The sequence below is a fragment of the Prauserella salsuginis genome, assembly GCF_024648885.1.
GTDB lineage: Bacteria > Actinomycetota > Actinomycetes > Mycobacteriales > Pseudonocardiaceae > Prauserella > Prauserella salsuginis.
In genome coordinates, this window is the sequence record NZ_JANBBF010000012.1 from 250092 (window position 1) to 265839 (window position 15748).

At 67.9% G+C, this 15748-nt stretch carries 12 protein-coding genes; 7 read left to right on the forward strand and 5 right to left on the reverse strand.

Going from position 1 to position 15748, the window contains the following annotated elements:
* Positions 1-64 precede the first annotated feature (64 nt).
* Positions 65-2428: a xanthine dehydrogenase family protein molybdopterin-binding subunit gene (locus LY40_RS19025; protein WP_258937684.1), complete on the forward strand. Its 2364-nt coding sequence runs from the start codon at positions 65-67 to the stop codon at positions 2426-2428.
* A gap of 206 nt (positions 2429-2634) precedes the next feature.
* Here LY40_RS19025 and LY40_RS19030 read toward each other — a convergent pair whose 3' ends face one another.
* Both LY40_RS19030 and LY40_RS19035 read right to left on the reverse strand, forming a co-directional pair.
* Positions 2635-4113 carry a 4-hydroxyphenylacetate 3-hydroxylase family protein gene (locus LY40_RS19030; protein WP_228726466.1) on the reverse strand — a complete coding sequence of 493 codons (1479 nt, stop codon included), beginning with the start codon at positions 4111-4113 and terminating at the stop codon, positions 2635-2637.
* A 139-nt stretch (positions 4114-4252) separates the two neighbouring features.
* On the reverse strand, positions 4253-4846 hold the full coding sequence (locus LY40_RS19035) for a flavin reductase family protein (protein WP_258937685.1): 594 nt from the start codon (positions 4844-4846) through the stop codon (positions 4253-4255).
* 164 nt (positions 4847-5010) lie between these two features.
* Between LY40_RS19035 and LY40_RS19040 the strand changes: the two genes are divergently transcribed.
* Positions 5011-5940: an AraC family transcriptional regulator gene (locus tag LY40_RS19040; protein ID WP_258937686.1), complete on the forward strand. Its 930-nt coding sequence runs from the start codon at positions 5011-5013 to the stop codon at positions 5938-5940.
* A 150-nt stretch (positions 5941-6090) separates the two neighbouring features.
* Here LY40_RS19040 and tcuA read toward each other — a convergent pair whose 3' ends face one another.
* From tcuA to LY40_RS19055, 3 genes are read right to left on the reverse strand one after another with little or no spacing between them, the layout of a single operon-like run.
* Positions 6091-7557 carry an FAD-dependent tricarballylate dehydrogenase TcuA gene (gene tcuA / locus LY40_RS19045; protein ID WP_258937687.1) on the reverse strand — a complete coding sequence of 489 codons (1467 nt, stop codon included), beginning with the start codon at positions 7555-7557 and terminating at the stop codon, positions 6091-6093.
* Between the two features lie 34 nt (positions 7558-7591).
* The gene (locus LY40_RS19050; protein WP_258937688.1) at positions 7592-8584 is read right to left on the reverse strand and encodes an asparaginase; all 993 of its coding nucleotides are present in this window, start codon (positions 8582-8584) and stop codon (positions 7592-7594) included.
* On the reverse strand, positions 8584-9363 hold the full coding sequence (locus tag LY40_RS19055) for an IclR family transcriptional regulator (RefSeq protein WP_258937689.1): 780 nt from the start codon (positions 9361-9363) through the stop codon (positions 8584-8586). Before LY40_RS19055 ends, LY40_RS19050 begins: the two co-directional genes overlap by 1 nt.
* A gap of 178 nt (positions 9364-9541) precedes the next feature.
* On the opposite strand from LY40_RS19055, the gene LY40_RS19060 reads away from it, so the two are divergent.
* From LY40_RS19060 to LY40_RS19080, 5 genes are all read left to right on the forward strand, one after another.
* On the forward strand, positions 9542-10615 hold the full coding sequence (locus LY40_RS19060; protein ID WP_258937690.1) for an ornithine cyclodeaminase family protein: 1074 nt from the start codon (positions 9542-9544) through the stop codon (positions 10613-10615).
* Positions 10612-12027 (forward strand): dihydroorotase, encoded by a 1416-nt coding sequence (locus tag LY40_RS19065; RefSeq protein ID WP_258937691.1) that lies wholly within the window; start codon positions 10612-10614, stop codon positions 12025-12027. The genes LY40_RS19060 and LY40_RS19065 overlap by 4 nt, the downstream gene beginning before the upstream one ends.
* A gap of 26 nt (positions 12028-12053) precedes the next feature.
* A complete protein-coding gene (locus LY40_RS19070) occupies positions 12054-13361 on the forward strand; it encodes an MmgE/PrpD family protein (RefSeq protein WP_258937692.1) in 1308 nt (435 codons plus the stop codon).
* Positions 13362-13525: 164 nt separating this feature from the next.
* A complete protein-coding gene (locus tag LY40_RS19075; RefSeq protein ID WP_258937693.1) occupies positions 13526-14431 on the forward strand; it encodes a dihydroorotate dehydrogenase in 906 nt (301 codons plus the stop codon).
* Positions 14428-15723, forward strand: coding sequence for an MFS transporter (locus LY40_RS19080; RefSeq protein ID WP_258937694.1), 1296 nt, complete (start codon positions 14428-14430; stop codon positions 15721-15723). Before LY40_RS19075 ends, LY40_RS19080 begins: the two co-directional genes overlap by 4 nt.
* The last annotated feature ends 25 nt before the right edge of the window (positions 15724-15748 follow it).

The following is a 15748-nucleotide window of genomic DNA, read 5'->3' on the forward strand; positions in this document are numbered from 1 at the left end:
CGTCGTGTCGGATGCCCGGTCCCCGTCCGAACCGCCGATCGTCGCTGTAGCAGGAGGGTGAACCATGACCGAGACGCTCCGCCCCAGTGTGGGGACCGCGGTCCCCCGCAAGGAGGATCCCCAGCTGCTGGCGGGCAAGGGCAGATGGACCGGTAACATCGCGCCGCCCGGCACCGTGCACATCGCGGTGCTGCGCAGTCCGTTCGCCCGTGCCCGCATCCAGTCGATCGACGTCTCGGAGGCGGCGCAGCGCCCCGGCGTGGTCGGCGTGTTCACCGGTGCGGACCTCTCGAACGAGTGGGCGGGCATTCCCTGCGCCTGGCCCGTGACCGAGGACATTCGGATCCCCGATCACTTGCCCGTCGCCGTGGACCAGGTGCGATTCGCTGGTGAGGCGATCGCGGTGGTCGCCGCGGCAGACGCCGCCGCGGCACAGGACGCCCTCCAGTACATCGACGTCGACTATGAGCCCGGCGACCCGGCTCTCGACGTGGAGGACAGCCTCGCGGGCGGGCCACTGGTGCACGATCGGTTCGACAGCAACGAAAGCTACACGTGGTCGCTGGCGACCGGCGACGTGGACCAGGCGTTCGCCGCGGCGGACGTCACCGTGTCGGAACGGTATCTCCAGCAACGCCTGCAGCCCACACCGATGGAAGATCGCGCCGTCGTGGTCACGCCGGAACCGACGGGGTCGGGTTTCACCCTGTACTCCTCGACGCAGATCCCGCACATCCTGCGCAGCGTCCTGGCGGGCGTGTGTTCGGTGCCCGAGCAGAACCTGCGCGTGGTCGCCCCCGACGTCGGGGGCGGATTCGGCGGCAAGCTGAACGTCTATCCCGAGGAATGCATCGGCATCGTCCTGGCCCGGCGGCTGTCCGTGCCGGTCAAGTGGGTGGCGACGCGCTCGGAGGACAGTCAGACCATGACCCACGGACGGGGACAGGTGCAGTACGTCGAACTCGCCGCGCGCGAGGACGGCACCCTGTTGGGCATGCGCGTGCGGATCCTCGCCGACATGGGTGCCTACCTGCAGCTTCTCACGCCCGGGATCCCGCTGTTGAGCGCCTTCATCTTCCCCGGCGTGTACTCCTTCGGTTCGTTCTCGATCGAGTGCAAGGGCGTGTTCACGAACAAGACGCCGACCGATTCGTACCGCGGTGCGGGCAGGACCGAGGGCATCTACGGTGTGGAACGCGCGATGGACGCGCTGGCACGCAGGCTTGGCATGGACCCGGCCGAGGTGCGCAGGCGGAACTACCATCCCTCCTTCGACAACGGCGCCACCACTCCCGCAGGACTGGAGATGGACTCCGGCAACTACGAGGTCGCGCTCGACAAGGCCCTCGAACTGGCCGGCTACGACCGGTTGCGCGCCGAACAGCGTCGCAGGCGGGAGGCCGGTGCGGCGGTCCAGCTCGGGATCGGGCTGTGCAGCTATACCGAGAACGGCGGTCTGTCCCCTTCGAAGATGACCGCGGCCCTGCGGCTCGGCGCGCCGGGGTGGGAGATGGCCAGCGTGCGCATGCTCTCCACCGGGGCGGTGCAGGTGGTGACGGGCACGTCGCCGCACGGCCAAGGGCACGAGACGACGTGGGCTCAGATCGTGGCCGACCGTCTCGGCGTACCCATGGACAGTGTCGAGGTCGTCCACGGTGACACGCAGTCGTCACCGTACGGTCTGGACACCTACGGCTCGCGCAGTGCCGCGGTCGGTGGCACCGCGGTGCACCTGGCCTGTGAGAAGGTGCTGGCCAAGGCGCGCACGCTCGCCGCCCACATGCTCGAGGCCGCTGAGCAGGACCTCGAATTCTCCGACGGCGCGTTCTCGGTCGCGGGGGTCTCCGGCAGCAGCGTGACGATCCAGGAGGTCGCCGGTGCGGCCTACCTGGCCGCGGACCTGCCGGAGGGGATGGAGCCCGGCCTGTCCGAGGAACAGTTCTTCGACCCGCCGAACTTCACCTACCCGTTCGGCACGCACGTGTGTGTCGTGGAGGTCGACACCGACACCGGCAAGGTCACCATTCCCGAGTACTTCGGCGTCGACGACTGCGGCAACGTGATCAACCCGGCCATTGTGGACGGGCAGATGCACGGCGGTATCGCGCAGGGGATCGGCCAGGCTCTCTACGAGGACGCCGTCTACGACGACGACGGGAACCTCATGAGCGCCTCGCTCGCCGACTATCTCGTCGCGGCCGCCCCCGAGCTCCCCGGGTTCACGCTCGATCACACGGTGACGCCGTCGCCGACGAACGCACTCGGCGTGAAGGGCGCGGGGGAGTCGGGTTCCATCGCCTCTACCCCCGCGGTCGTGAACGCGGTCATCGATGCGTTGCAACCGTTCGGCGTGGATCACATCGACATGCCCACCACGCCGTTCCGCGTGTGGGAGGCCATCAACCGGGGCGGACGAGTGAACTCGTGAACGCGGTGCCGGGAATACGGCGTCGGGAATGCGACGTCGTATTCCCGGCACCGGCCCCGCGGGTCGCGCCGGGGATGCGGGCCACCGGTTCGGTGACCGCGCCCCGGGCGCGGGCGGCTGCGGCGGGCACTCGTCGTGGGTGTCCGCCGCGGCCGCAGCGCGGTCGCCGGCCGGTCACGTCCGGGCCGGAGCGGTGAGCCGGCCGGTCAGAACAGGTCCGGCACCGTCCAGCCGTCGAGGTCGTACTCGTCGAGGAACTCCTCGGCGAGCCCCCGCATCTGGGCGACGCCGCCGCGGTTCTGCGCGGCGAACAGCAGCTCGGCCTTCACGTTCTCGTGGTTGCCGGAGTAGTTGCGCTCGTACAGCTCGTGCCTGCCGCCGAACTCGCTGCCGATCGAGTCCCAGAGCGCCTTCATCACCTTGACCCGGTCGACGGCGGTGATGCCGTTGGACCCGCGGACGTACTTGTCCAGGTACGGACGCACCGCGTCGCTCTTGAAGTCGGCCGCACCGGAGGGCAGGTAGATCAGTCCGGACGCCACGTCCTGTTCGATGATCTCCTTGACCCGCGGGTAGCCCTGCATCATGAACATCCGGTAGGTGAGCCCGTACTCGAGCTTCGGGATGACCGCGTCGCCGATCCACGGTTCGGGGTCGCGGGCCATCGATTCGCTCAGCGACCAGAAGAGGTTGCGCCAGCCGATGACCTCACCGACCCGGGTCTGCACGCCGCGGAATCCTCCGGAACCGGTGGCGTCGAGCGCCTTGAGCAGCAGGCCTGCGATGAAGTCGAGCTTGACCGCCAGCCGGGTGACGCCCTGGAACGTGAAGCGCGGCAGGAATCCGGACTGGGGGAAGAACGCGTTGATGCGATCGACGTCGCCGTACATGAACACGTTCTCCCACGGCACGAGCACCCGGTCGAAGACGAAGATGGTGTCGTTCTCGTCCATCCGGCTCGACAGGGGATAGTCGAACGGTGTGCCGTTCCTGGCGGCCTGTTCGGTGTACGACGGCCGGCAGATCAGCTTGATCCCGGGCGCATCCATCGGCACCGTGCAGATCAGGGCGAACTGCTTCTTCTTGATCGGCAGGCCGTAGTGGGCGATGAAGTTGTAGTTGGTGATGGCCGAGCCGGTGGCGACGACCTTGGCTCCGGAGACGATCAGTCCCGCGTCGGTCTCCTTCTCCACCTTCATGTAGACGTCGCCTACTTCGTCGGGCGGCAGGTTGCGGTCGACCGGCGGGTTGATGATCGCGTGGTTCCAGTACAGGACCTTCTCCTGGGACTCGCGGTACCAGCGTTCGGCGTTGGCCTGGAACGGTGCGTACAGCTCCTGGTTCGCGTGCAGCGTGCCGAGGAAGCTGGCCTTGTAATCGGGGGAGCGGCCCATCCACCCGTAGCTCAGCCGGGCCCAGCGCGCGATCGCGTCACGTTCCTTGAGCAGGTCCGCGGACGAGGTCGGTGTCTTGAAGAACGGCATGGTCACACCGCCGTTGCCGGTGTCGGTCGGCGCGGTCAGCTCGTCGACGTGGGGACCGGTGTGGAGCGCGTCGTAGAGCCGGGCCGTCATCCGCACCGGGTTGCGGAAGGCCGGGTGGGTGGTGACGTCGTCGATCCGCTCGCCGTGGAGGTAGATCTCCCGGCCGTCGCGGAGGCTGTTGATGTACTCGTCGCCGGTCATCGGCGCGGCGGCGAAGTTGGCGCGGGTGTTGGCCTCCGAGTCCGCGGCCGGGTTGACCGTGGGCGGATCGGTGGCGAGGGACTGCTGCGGGATCGCGGTGTCGGTCATGGTTCTCTCCTTTGAGAAGGGACGGGGCCGACTACGGGCGCCCGTGCGGTGTGGTTCCGGCGACGGTCGAGGCCGGACGGGCGGAAATCGGGGTGAAGTCACAGGCGGCGTCGAACCAGCCGGAGTGCGGGTCGTCGAACGAACCCGTCCAGACGGATTCGGATGCAGGCGCCCCGACCTCGGCGAACGTGCTGTCGGAGAACAGCAGCGGGGGACGCGCGGTGGTCTCCACGGCGGCGACCTCACCGAGGAACAGGAGGTGGTCGCCGCCGTCGTCGGTGCGTTGCGGTGTGCAGGAGAGGGTGGCGGCCGTGCCGGCCAGCACCGGTGCCGTGGGGCCGGGCGCCCACCGGATCGGGTCGGCCGACGGCCGACCCGCGAAGTTCATCGCGACGTCGACCTGGTCGGCGGCGAGCACGTTGACCGCGAACGGGGCGCCGTCGAGGTAGCTGCAGGCTCGTGATGTGCGGGTCAGGGCGACGGTGATGAGCGGCGGGTCGAGCGAGACCGGCATGAACGCCGTCACCGTCGCCCCGTGCGGTTCGCCGTCGTTCGACCGGCAGGTGATCACGGTGACGCCGGTGGCGAACCGGCCGAACGCCGTTCGCAGCGTCTTCGGATCCATGGTTCCTCCAGCGGTGGGTGGGGCGTGTCTCGCCCTCGTCTGACGGGTGCCGCTGACCGTAGGCGCGTCCGTGCGCTGCGGCGATCCGCTCAGCGCAGCCGCTGTCCGCTTCCCGAAGTGCGATGTATCGTGTCGTGGATCACGTGCATTACCGGGAGGTGTCCATGCCCACTGCTCGCGTCGCGACGTCCGCGGAGGAGCTGCGGGACTTCTCCGCGGCTGTGGCCGATGCCTACTTCCCCCACGAACTCACCGTGCTCCGCGACGGTGTCGGGCCCGCGGAGCTGCGCAAGGTCGATCTGGGGCCCGTGCGGCTGACCCGGATCGGATGGGGCGCCGAGGTGAGCGTGCGCTCGGACCATCCCGGCGGCTGGGCGGTGAACGTGCCGCGCAGTGGACTGCTCGATGCCCGGGTCAGCGGACGTTCCGTGTTGTCGCTGGAAGGGCAGGCGACCGTGTGCCCTCCCGACACGCAAACGTTGATGAGCCGCTGGTCGGCCGACTGTTCCATCCTCGGAATGCGGGTCGACGCGGAGTATCTCGCCGACGAACTCGTCGCGCTCGTCGGGCTCACCGCCCAGGACATGCCCGCTCAGCTGGACCTGCGCACCGAAGCGGCGCAAGCGTGGCTGGCGCTGCTCACCTCGATCGGAGCGCAGAGCCTCCGTTCGCCGGACCTGCTGGCGCGCCGCGCGGTGCGGGAGCGGTTGGGCGCCACGCTCACGGCGGCGTTCGTCACCGCCTGTTTCCCGGCCGAACCGGAGACCGGGGACGTCTGCCCGCGGATCGTCGCGCGGGTGGTCGACGCGATGGAGGCGGATCCGGCGCGGGCGTGGGGTTCGGCCGACATCGCGCGGTGCGCCGGGGTGGGCATCCGCCGGGTGCAGCAGAGCTTCCAACGCTATCGGGGTGAAACGCCGACGGAGGCGCTGCGCCGGATCCGGCTACGACGAGTGCACGAGGACCTGCTGCACGACCGGGTGGAGACCGTTGCGGATGGGGCCACCCGGTGGGGTTTCATGCATCTGGGCCGGTTCGCGGCGGCCTACCGGCGGGAGTTCGGCGTCAGCCCGTCGGCGACGTTGCGCCGCTGAGGAGACTCGTCGAGACACGGTGTTCGCGCCGGTCCGTTCTCGGCCGCAGCCTGCCTGAGGTGGTGGGCGGAGCCAGGGTCCCCGTGCAGGTTCCCGGTGGAGGGGCACACCCGGTATTCCGTCCGGCGGGCGCGGCTCCACGGCCTCGAATCAGGCGACGGATCCCGCTCGGCGGCCGAAGACGATGCCGGCAGCCAGGCCGGAGCCGCCCGGGTAGTTCCCGCTGAACAGGCCGCCGCGAGCCTCGCCACACACGAGTAGCCCCTCGATGGGAGTTCCGTTCTCGCGTAGTACTCGTCCATCGATATCGCCTTTCAACCCACCGAAAGTGAACGTGATACCGCAGGTCACGGGGTAGGCATAGAACGGAGGCGTCTCGATCGGCGCTGCCCAGTTCGATTTCGGCGGGTCGACATCGGCTCGGCGACCGTCTTTGATCGTCGGGTCGAACGTCCGGCTGCGGTCGATGGAGTCGTTGAAGGTCGTGACGGTGTCGGTGAAGCATTCCGGGTCGAGCCCCAGCCGGCGGCCCAGCTCGGGCACGGAGTCCGCGGTCACTTCGCTGATGCCGGGCATCTCGTACTCTTCGACCCGCAGGCTGGGGCGAAGACTCGCGTCGAAGACCTGGTACGCAACGCTGTCCGGTTGGGCCAGGATCTCGGCGCCGTATTTGGCGTAGGTGTAGTTACGGAAGTCGGCTCCCTCGTCGAGGAAGCGTTCCGCGTTCCGGTTGACGATGATCCCCAACGGATAGCTCTGCCTGGTGAGCCGGTTGGTCAGCGCTCGGTTGGACTCGTTGCATCTGGTGAACGCATCCCATTGGACGCTGTGCGCGGTGGACCAGTCTCCGCCGCGTGCCGCTCCCAACCGGAGTGCGGCCAGGATCATGACGCCGTCGTTGTGCCGGGTGCCACGGACCTTCGCGTTCGCCCAGCCCGACCCGAGGTGGCGCTCCCTCATCTCGGCGTTCGCCTCGAAGCCGCCGGATGCGATCACGACACTGTCGCCGTGCAGCTCGTGCTCGCCCTCGTCGTCGGCATAAGCCACGCCGATGACCCGGTCGCCGTCGGTCAGGAGCCGGGTGACCGTCGCGCCGTAGCGGACCTCTTCGCCGAGGCGGCCCGCCACGGCAGTGTGGTCCGACATGAGCCCTTCGCCGCCGTCGACGTTGCCGACGTGCAGTCCGCCCCAGAACAGGTACGTGCCGTCGGGTCGCGTGTAAGCCTGTCGCTCGTACATGAGTCGGTAGCGCAGGCCCAAACCGTGCAGCCAGCGCACGCCGGAGGCGGCTTCGGTAACCAATGTGTCCGCCATGACAGGGTCGGTACGGCCTGCCGTGACCCGGTCGAGGTCCGCCCGGTACTCCGCTGCGTCGTACGGCGGGACGACCGTTCGAGCGTGGCGGTCATCGGGCTCGAGGATGTCGAGCAGATCGTCGAGGCCACCGTGTGCGATCCGGGTGGCGCCCGCCGTGAAGAACGAGTTTCCGCCCGCGTCGTCGAGTCGTCCCCGCTCGAGAATTACCACGCGACGTCCACGTTCGGTCGCGGCGTGCGCGGCCGAGAAGCCGGCGTTGCCGCCTCCGACCACGATGACGTCAGTGCGGGCAGCGGGCATGGCGGAACTCCTTGGGTCGAGTGGCCGTCCGGCATCAGCGTTTCGGTGCCGGGGGAGGAGCGGGGAAGAGCTCGGCCGCCGGCGTGCCGGCTGACATCCCGAACAACAGGCGTAGCCGGGCTTTCGGCGGGGAAAGCGTGCCGGCGAAGTGCAGTCCCGCACGTCGTAGCTCCCGTTCCGAACCGGCACCGGCGTAGGTGTCGGCGAGAAGCGCACCGTCGGGACAACGGCTGGTCACGACGACGGGCTTGCCGGCCTCGGCACAGGCGACCAGCGCCGCGCCCAACGACGGCGAAACGTGCCCCGCACCGAGCGCGGCTACGACGAGACCGTCCACATCGGGTGTAAGCGCTTCCGCGGCCGACCCATCGATACCCGTTGCGGTGGGAAGGAGGCCGACGCGCACGGACGGCGCAGCGCGGCCGGGAAGAAGATCAGTGCCGGGTGGGGGACCGAGAAGCAGTTCGAGTCGGTCTTCGGCGACGAATCCGACCGGGCCCGCCGCAGGGGAACTGAACGCCGCGATCCGAGTGCTGTGCATCTTGGTCACGAGCCGCGCGACGTGCACCTCGTCCTGGAACACGACGGTGGGCCCGTACGGTGCGAGATCAGGGACAGCGGCGGCGACGAGGGCGGCGCGGATGTTGGCGGGTCCGTCGGGGCCGGAATGATGGGGCGAACGCATGGCGCCGGTAATGACCACCGGGACTCGTGTTTCGACGAGAAGGCCGAGCGCGTAAGCGGTCTCTTCGAGTGTGTCCGTGCCATGGGTGACGACGACACCGTTGCTGCCCGCCGCGATCGCCTCCGTGACCGTGCTCGCGAGCGTCCACAGGTCGTCGGGTGTCATCCGGCGTGAGGACATGCCCAGTGCATCCCGGGGGACTACCTCGATCCCGTCCGGCAGATCGCCCGGTCGTGGAACCAGCTCACCGACGCCGCGGTGAGTTTGGCAGTCGGCCGATGGCGGAGCAACCGAGACGGTGCCGCCCGTGGCGATCAACGCGATCGAACGCGGTACGGCCATCAGGTGTGCACTTCCGGGTTGCCGAGTTCCGCGGACAGTCGATCGGCAGCGCGTTGCGCGGCGGCGGTCAGTCGTGCCCGGGTGTCGGAGTCGGCGGCACGTGAGCCTGGCGCGGTGACGGTGACACTGGAAAGTACACGGTCGTCGCCGTCGCGAATCGGTACCGACACGGCCCAAGCATCCGGATCGAGTTCGTTGTGGCAGACCGCGTAGCCGTTGTCACGGACCTCCTTCAGTACGTGCATCACGTCGTCGACGCTGTGCGGAGTGCCGGACGTGTACTCGATCAGCGGTGAGCCTTCCAGCAAGGTTCGGACGACGTCCTCGTCCTGGTAGGCCAGGATGGCGCGGCTCGAAGCGGCGGCATGCAACGGCATCTGCTGGCCGATCCGGACGAACAGCCGCAACGCGTGATCGGCCTCCACAATAGACACACATACGGGCGCGTCGCCGATGAACTCCGTCAGGAACACGGTCTCCCCGGTCTCGCCTGCTGCGTCGAGGAGTGCCGCGGGTGGCTTCACCAGCCGCGCACTGTGCGATCCGGAACCGCCGGACAGCGCCCGCGCGGCGCGTCCGATGAAGTACCGCTTCGTCACAGGGGAGCGACGCAGGTAGTCAGCCTGGCTGAGCGTGGTGAGGATGCGGTGAAGACTGCCGAGTGGAATGTCGAGATCGTCGTGCAGTTCCTGCAAGGTCAGGCCGGAACGTGCGGCGCCGACCGCATTGAGTACTTCCACGCTGCGGACGATGACCTCGAGGGGTCGTGTGGCGCTCATCGGCTGGCTCTCCTCCCATGGTGATCGTGTTCGGTGCGCGGTCTTTCCACTGCTGCCGCCGTTCGTCGGCGCCTGCGGCGATCCTATGGGACCTGCCCGGTCCGGGTTGACAACGCCGTTGACGATCCTCCAGGCTTCAGCCTACCTGAAGTGGAAAGCACTTTCCACTGTCCTTCTCATGGTGCTACACGACGTCAGCGCCGTCGGAAAGGGATCTATGCCGCGGATTCTGAACGATCGCCATGTCGATCAGCTGCTGCCGCCTGCTGCTGCGCTCACCGATGTGCGCACGGCCTTCGAGCTACTCGCAGCGGGCGAGGCACAGGACGAACCACGGCGGCGGACAGGCGCGGGGACGGTGACGCTCAACGTCATGTCGGCGATCGTGCCCAAGCTCGACGCGATCGCGGTGAAGTCGTATCCGGTGGTGCGATCCGGCACCAACCGCGGAAGCGTCATCACCCTGGTGCTCTACTCCGTCGAAACAGGAGCGGTTCGAGGTGTGCTCCAGGCCGACCTGCTCGGCCGTCGACGGACGTCCGCGGCCTCGGCACTCGCTACCCAGGCAATGGCCCGGACCGACAGTTCGACGGTGTGTCTGCTGGGAACGGGCTTTCAGGCACCAGCACAGATCGCGGCTCTCGTGGAGGTCATGCCGCGTGTGCGGACAGTACTCGTCGTCGGGCGGAACGTGGACCGAGCGGCAGCCGTAGCCGCCGGGCTCCGTGAGGCGTATCCCTGGCTGCACATCGAATCCGGGGACAGGCCGGAACGTGCAGTTCCACGCGCCGACGTCGTGATCACCGCGACAGGCGCGACCGAGCCGCTCTTCGACGGTGCGCTGCTGCGACCCGGTACGCACGTCAACGCGGTCGGCAGTAATCACGCCCAACGCCGCGAGCTCGACAGCACGACTCTTCGGCGCGCGAACTGCGTGGCTGTGGATTCGGCTGCGGTTGCCCGGCTCGAGTGCGGTGACCTACTGGCGAACGGTCTGGATCCGCGGATGGCCGTCGAATTCGCCGACATAGTGGTCGGTGCGACGCGCGGGCGGGAGAACGAGGACGACATCACGGTGTTCGAGTCGCACGGGCTCGCTGTCCAGGACCTGGTGTGCGCGATGCGAGTGGTCGGCGCAGCGGCCGAAGCGGAACTCGGTTCGGTCGTTTACCTGGGAGGCGAGCCGGATGCAGGGGAGGGCGCAGTCGTGCACCAGCACGATTCGGAACAAGGTCAGAGGAGAAACGCATGAGGTTGCACATCGCCAACGGTCGACTGGTCACACCGGCGGGCATGCTCGACAGCGATCTATTGTGTACGGACGGGGTCATCTCGGCGATCCTCGACCGGGGAGCGGATGTCGAAGCCGACCAGCGATACGACGCCGAGGGCATGCTGGTGTTCCCCGGGTTCATCGACCCTCACGTGCACTCCCGCGACCCCGGGATGAGCCACAAGGAGGACTTCGACCACTCCACGCGTGGCGCCCTCGTCGGTGGCGTGACGACGGTCCTGGAAATGCCCAATGCGATACCACCGGTGGACTCGGTCGAGGTGTTCGAGGAGCGTCGCCGTCAGCACGAACGGTCGGCGTGGACGGATTTCGGCCTCTGGGGTCTCGCGCTCGGGGATGCCAACATCGACCAGATCGGCCCGATGTTCGATGCGGGCGCCGTTGCGGTGAAGTTGTTCTGGGGCTATGCACTGCACCGTGAAACCCGCTCGCTCGTGTACAACATCGGCGACGAGAAGCCGGAGAACCTGCTGATGCCGCCGCCGAACGGTCAGGTGCTGCAGTTGTTCGCCGAGGTGGCCAAGCACGGCGGTCTCCTTGCGGCGCACTGCGAGGACAAGGATGTCCTGGCTTCGAGTCAGGAGGCACTCGGTCATCCCATCGAGACCTACGAGGACTTGCTCGCGGCGCGTCCGGCGGTGGCGGAGGCAACGACGATCTCGATCGCGGCTCAGTTCGCCAAGGAAACCGGATGCCGGTTCCATGTGGTGCATCTGGCCTCGGAGAGGGGTCTCGACGCCGTGCGGTCGGCACGGCGCAACGGGATCTCGGTCAGTGCCGAGACGTGCCCGCAGTACCTGACGCTGACCGACGCGGACTACCCGCGAGTCGGGCCGGTGATGAAGGTGTATCCGCCGGTTCGTGCGCAGCAGGATCAGGACGCGTTGTGGTCCGGCCTGAACGATGGGCTGATCTCGTCGCTCGGGTCAGACCACGCGCCGCACACGGTGGAGGAGAAGGCGCGGGGATTCGAGACCCAGCCTGCGGGCGCGGTCGGCTGCGAGACCTTCGGCCCGGTGCTGCTGGATGCGTTGTCACGTGGCAGGACGACGCCGGAGCGACTCGCCGAGGTGGCCGCTACGGATACCGCCAAGTTCTACGGCCTGTACCCGCGCAAGGGAGTCATCCGGCCGGGAAGTGACGCGGACCTGGTTATCGTCGACCCGGAATCGCGCAGGACGGTACGGAACGAGGAACTAGTCGCCAAACAGCCGGTCAGTCCGTGGAACGGGTTCGAACTGCGCGGCGGGCCAGTGGCCACGGTGCTGCGCGGCGAGGTTGTCGTGCGCGACGGCGAGGTCGTCGGTGAACGACAGGGACGGTTCATCCGCGCCGACCACTCCGCGGCTGCACAGCGGGCGGACGCGTGAGTTCGCCGCACAGCCTTACGGCTGGGATGCGGGAAGCTGTCACCCAGGCCTGCGCACTTGCAGGCGAACCACTCGAGGACGACGTGCGGCGCCACGCCACGCATGTCGTCGCCGATACCGTCGGTGTCGCCATCGCCGGCGCGGGCACCGCCGAGATGGCGAGGCTACGCGAGGTCGGTGACGGATTCGGCTCGGCACCGGCCTCCGGCGCGGCCACGGTCCTGGCCGAAAAGCCCCGCTTCGCATCCCCGGAGGATGCGGCGTTCCTGAACGCCACAGCAGGTAGCTTTCTCGAACTGGATGAGGGAACTCGGCCGACCGGTCATCCCGGGATGCACATCGTTCCGGCAGCCTTCGCCGTCGCCGAGGCGGCACATCGTTCCGGCGCCGAGCTGTTGGCGGCCGTTGTCGCCGGGTACGAGGTCAGCGCGCGGCTTCTCACCGCGTTCCGATTATCACCGCCGACGCATCCGCACGGCCATCTCGGCGGCGTCGGGGCGGCCGTGAGCACGGCTCTGCTGCTCGGCGAGGATCCAGTCGGGGCTGCGGCCATCGCGGCGACGACTCCGGTGATTCCGGTATGGGACGCGTGCTACGCCGGAGCGACAGCCCGCAACACCGCGATGGGGTTGGCAGCGCAGTCGGCGGTGCGGTCGATTCGCCTGCTCCGGGCGGGATTCACCGGCACGCTGGAATCCGTGCCGGCGCTCTTCGGCGAAGTGACAGGGCGAGCGGTCGACGTCGATGCGCTGGCCGAACCCCGCGATCCGGTGCGGCCGAGGATCATGCGGAACTACTTCAAGCGGCACAGCGCCTGTGCCCTGACGCACGGAGCCGTGGACGCGGTGCTGTCATTGCCGCCGATGCGCGTGGCGGACATCGAGGGCGTCGAAGTCCGGACGGTCGCCAACAACATCAAACTCGACCGTCAGCCGGCCCCGAACGATCTGTCAGCCCGATTCTCGCTTCCCTATGCAGTGGCGGCCGCGTTGGCTCGTCGCACATCGACGGTCGGGACGTTCGATTACGAGCCCGAGATCGCTCGGCTCGCCGGCACGGTCGAGGTCACGGTCGCTCCGGAGTTCGAGCGGCGATGGCCGGACCACGCGCCGGCCGAGGTGATCGTGCGTACTCGCGATAAGACCTTGTCCGCCGCGGTCGACGACCCGCGCGGGCATCACCACGATCCGTTGTCGGGAGAAGAGCTGCGGCGGAAGTTCACCGGCTTGGTCGGCACGGTCGGTGAACCGTTGTGGGAACGGTTCATGGCACTTCACGAGACCGCCGATTGCGCCGAGGTGCTCGATCCGTTGCGGACACAGTCGGTCACGTAGCCGACGCGTTACGGCCTTGTGGCGGGTCTTGACACCGCCGTAGGTGCGGGAGAAGCTCACCTTCTTCGGAGTGAAAAGAGGTTTCCACTTTGCTGTCAATGAGGATGGCCGAAGCGAACGGTGCTGGAGCGCCTGTAGGCGCCAGCTGCCGGAGCGAACTCGCAGTGGAACTCGGCGACCTGGAACTGGCCAATCCCGTGATGCCTGCATCCGGCTGTTTCGGCCCGGAACTCGCGGAACTGACGCCGGTCGACACGCTCGGGGCGGTGGTCACCAAGACGGTGTTCGCCCAGAGCCGACCTGGCAATCGGACGCACCGGATCACCGAGGTGCCCGGCGGCATGCTGAACAGTGTCGGTATCCCGAGTCGTGGAACGACGGTGTTCCGCGACTCGGGACTCGGTGGGTACGCGGGCCTCGGCGCTCCCGTCGTGATCAGCATCGGTGGACTGTCCGCGCAAGAGTATTGGCAGGTCGTGGACGAGCTCGGGGCGTGTGAGCACGCTGCTGTCGAGGTGAACGTGTCGTGCCCGAACCTCGAGCACGGGGGCGCGACGCTGGACACGGATCTGGATGCGATGACCCATGTGGTGTCCGGAGTTGTGGCCCGCAGTACCAAGCCGGTCCTGGTGAAGCTCAGTCCGCAACTCCACGGCATGGCCGCTGCCGCCCGGGCGGCGCAGGACGCCGGTGCGACAGCCGTCACGGTGTGCAACAGCTTTCCCGCCATGGCCGTGAACGCGAACAGTCGCGCGTCCGAATTGGGCAACGGGACCGGTGGGCTCTCCGGGCCGTCGGTCAAACCTCTCGCGTTGCGGCTCGTCTGGACCGCGGCGCAGGCCGTCGACATCCCGGTCGTCGGTTGCGGCGGCATCGGATCCGCCGACGACGTGGCGGAATTCCTCATCGCAGGGGCGACGGCAGTTCAGGTCGGCACCGCGACGTTCGCTCAGCCGGACGTCATGCCCCGGATCATCGGCGAACTTCCCGCGCTCACGGAGCGGCTCGGTGCGGAGCGGATCGCCGATCTCATCGGCACACTCACCATCCGATCGGAGGATTGGCAATGAGCAACGACGATGCCGGCGTCGCCGGCGGGCGCACCGTGGGTGACAACCCGGACACGACAGCCGATGGTGAACCGACGGAGGTCACGCCATACGGACGCAAAGCGGTGTTCGGCGCAACCATCGGGTATGCGATGGATGGCTACGACCTCCAGATTCTGGGTTTCGCGCTGCCCGCGATCACGATGAGCCTCGGCCTGTCGGACACCGAGGGTGGACTGCTGGCCACCATCACCTTGATCGGTACCGTGACCGGCGCGATGTTCTTCGGCGCCCTCGCCGACAGATTCGGACGCGTGCGCATCCTGACGTACTCGATCCTCTTGTTCGCGATCTTCACCGGACTCACGGCGCTGTCACAGGGATTCACCGAGTTGGCGATCTTCCGCTTCATCGCGGGAATGGGCATCGGTGGTGAGTTCGGTATAGGCATGGCTCTGGCGGCAGAGGCATTCCCTGCGATAAAGCGGGCACGGGCGACATCCTGGGTCGGTGTCGGCTTCCAGCTCGGGGTGCTGCTGGCCGCGTTCCTGTCGGCACCCGTGATCTCGTTGTGGGGATGGCAGGGCCTGTTCATCATCGGAATCTTCCCCGCGGTGGTCGCGATCGTGCTGCGGCTGCGCCTGGCCGAGCCCGATGCGTTCGTCAAACAGCGTGCCAAGGTCGAGGCCGGGGAGAAGCAGAAGAACCCGTATCGCCTGTTGGTGGCCGACGCGAAGACGACGCGCACGAGCATCGGCATCGTCATCATCTGCTCGATCCAGAACTTCGGCTACTACGGCATCCTCACGTGGCTGCCGACGTACCTGTCCGGCCAGCTCGGGCTGAGCATGACCAACTCCGGTCTCTGGACCGCGGTGACCGTGCTCGGCATGATCGCCGGAATCATGATCTTCGGGCACCTCGCGGACCGTATCGGTCGACGGTACGCCTTCTGGATCTTCCAGGCCGGCGCATTCGTGTCGCTCTTCGTTTACAGCCAACTGACGTCACCGCTGGCCGTACTCATCGGCGGGGCGGTCATGGGTGTCTTCGCCAACGGCATGCTCGGCGGGTACGGCGCGGTCATCGCGGAGAACTATCCGACCGCGGCCCGCGCCACGGCGCAGAACGTCCTTTTCGGTATCGGACGTGGTGTCGGCGGGTTCGCCCCACTCGTCGTCGCCCTCGTCGCGGGTTGGCAGGGGTTCGCGGCGGCGTTGGGATTCCTCGCGCTGATCTACATCGTCGACATGCTCGCCATGCTGCTGATTCCCGACCGGCGTGGTCAACAGCTCGACCATGCCGTGGCGTGAACTCCAACGGATCGTCCTTCGAAGT

Excerpts from the sequence above, each read along its gene's own strand:
- LY40_RS19030 (WP_228726466.1), bottom strand. The coding sequence starts at position 4,113 with ATGACCGGCGACGAGTACATCAACAGCCTCCGCGACGGCCGGGAGATC.
- LY40_RS19035 (WP_258937685.1), bottom strand. The coding sequence starts at position 4,846 with ATGGATCCGAAGACGCTGCGAACGGCGTTCGGCCGGTTCGCCACCGGC.
- LY40_RS19060 (WP_258937690.1), top strand. The coding sequence starts at position 9,542 with ATGGTGCTACACGACGTCAGCGCCGTCGGAAAGGGATCTATGCCGCGG.
- LY40_RS19040 (WP_258937686.1), top strand. The coding sequence starts at position 5,011 with ATGCCCACTGCTCGCGTCGCGACGTCCGCGGAGGAGCTGCGGGACTTC.
- LY40_RS19050 (WP_258937688.1), bottom strand. The coding sequence starts at position 8,584 with ATGGCCGTACCGCGTTCGATCGCGTTGATCGCCACGGGCGGCACCGTC.
- LY40_RS19025 (WP_258937684.1), top strand. The coding sequence starts at position 65 with ATGACCGAGACGCTCCGCCCCAGTGTGGGGACCGCGGTCCCCCGCAAG.
- LY40_RS19065 (WP_258937691.1), top strand. The coding sequence starts at position 10,612 with ATGAGGTTGCACATCGCCAACGGTCGACTGGTCACACCGGCGGGCATG.
- tcuA (WP_258937687.1), bottom strand. The coding sequence starts at position 7,557 with ATGCCCGCTGCCCGCACTGACGTCATCGTGGTCGGAGGCGGCAACGCC.
- LY40_RS19080 (WP_258937694.1), top strand. The coding sequence starts at position 14,428 with ATGAGCAACGACGATGCCGGCGTCGCCGGCGGGCGCACCGTGGGTGAC.
- LY40_RS19070 (WP_258937692.1), top strand. The coding sequence starts at position 12,054 with ATGCGGGAAGCTGTCACCCAGGCCTGCGCACTTGCAGGCGAACCACTC.
- LY40_RS19055 (WP_258937689.1), bottom strand. The coding sequence starts at position 9,363 with ATGAGCGCCACACGACCCCTCGAGGTCATCGTCCGCAGCGTGGAAGTA.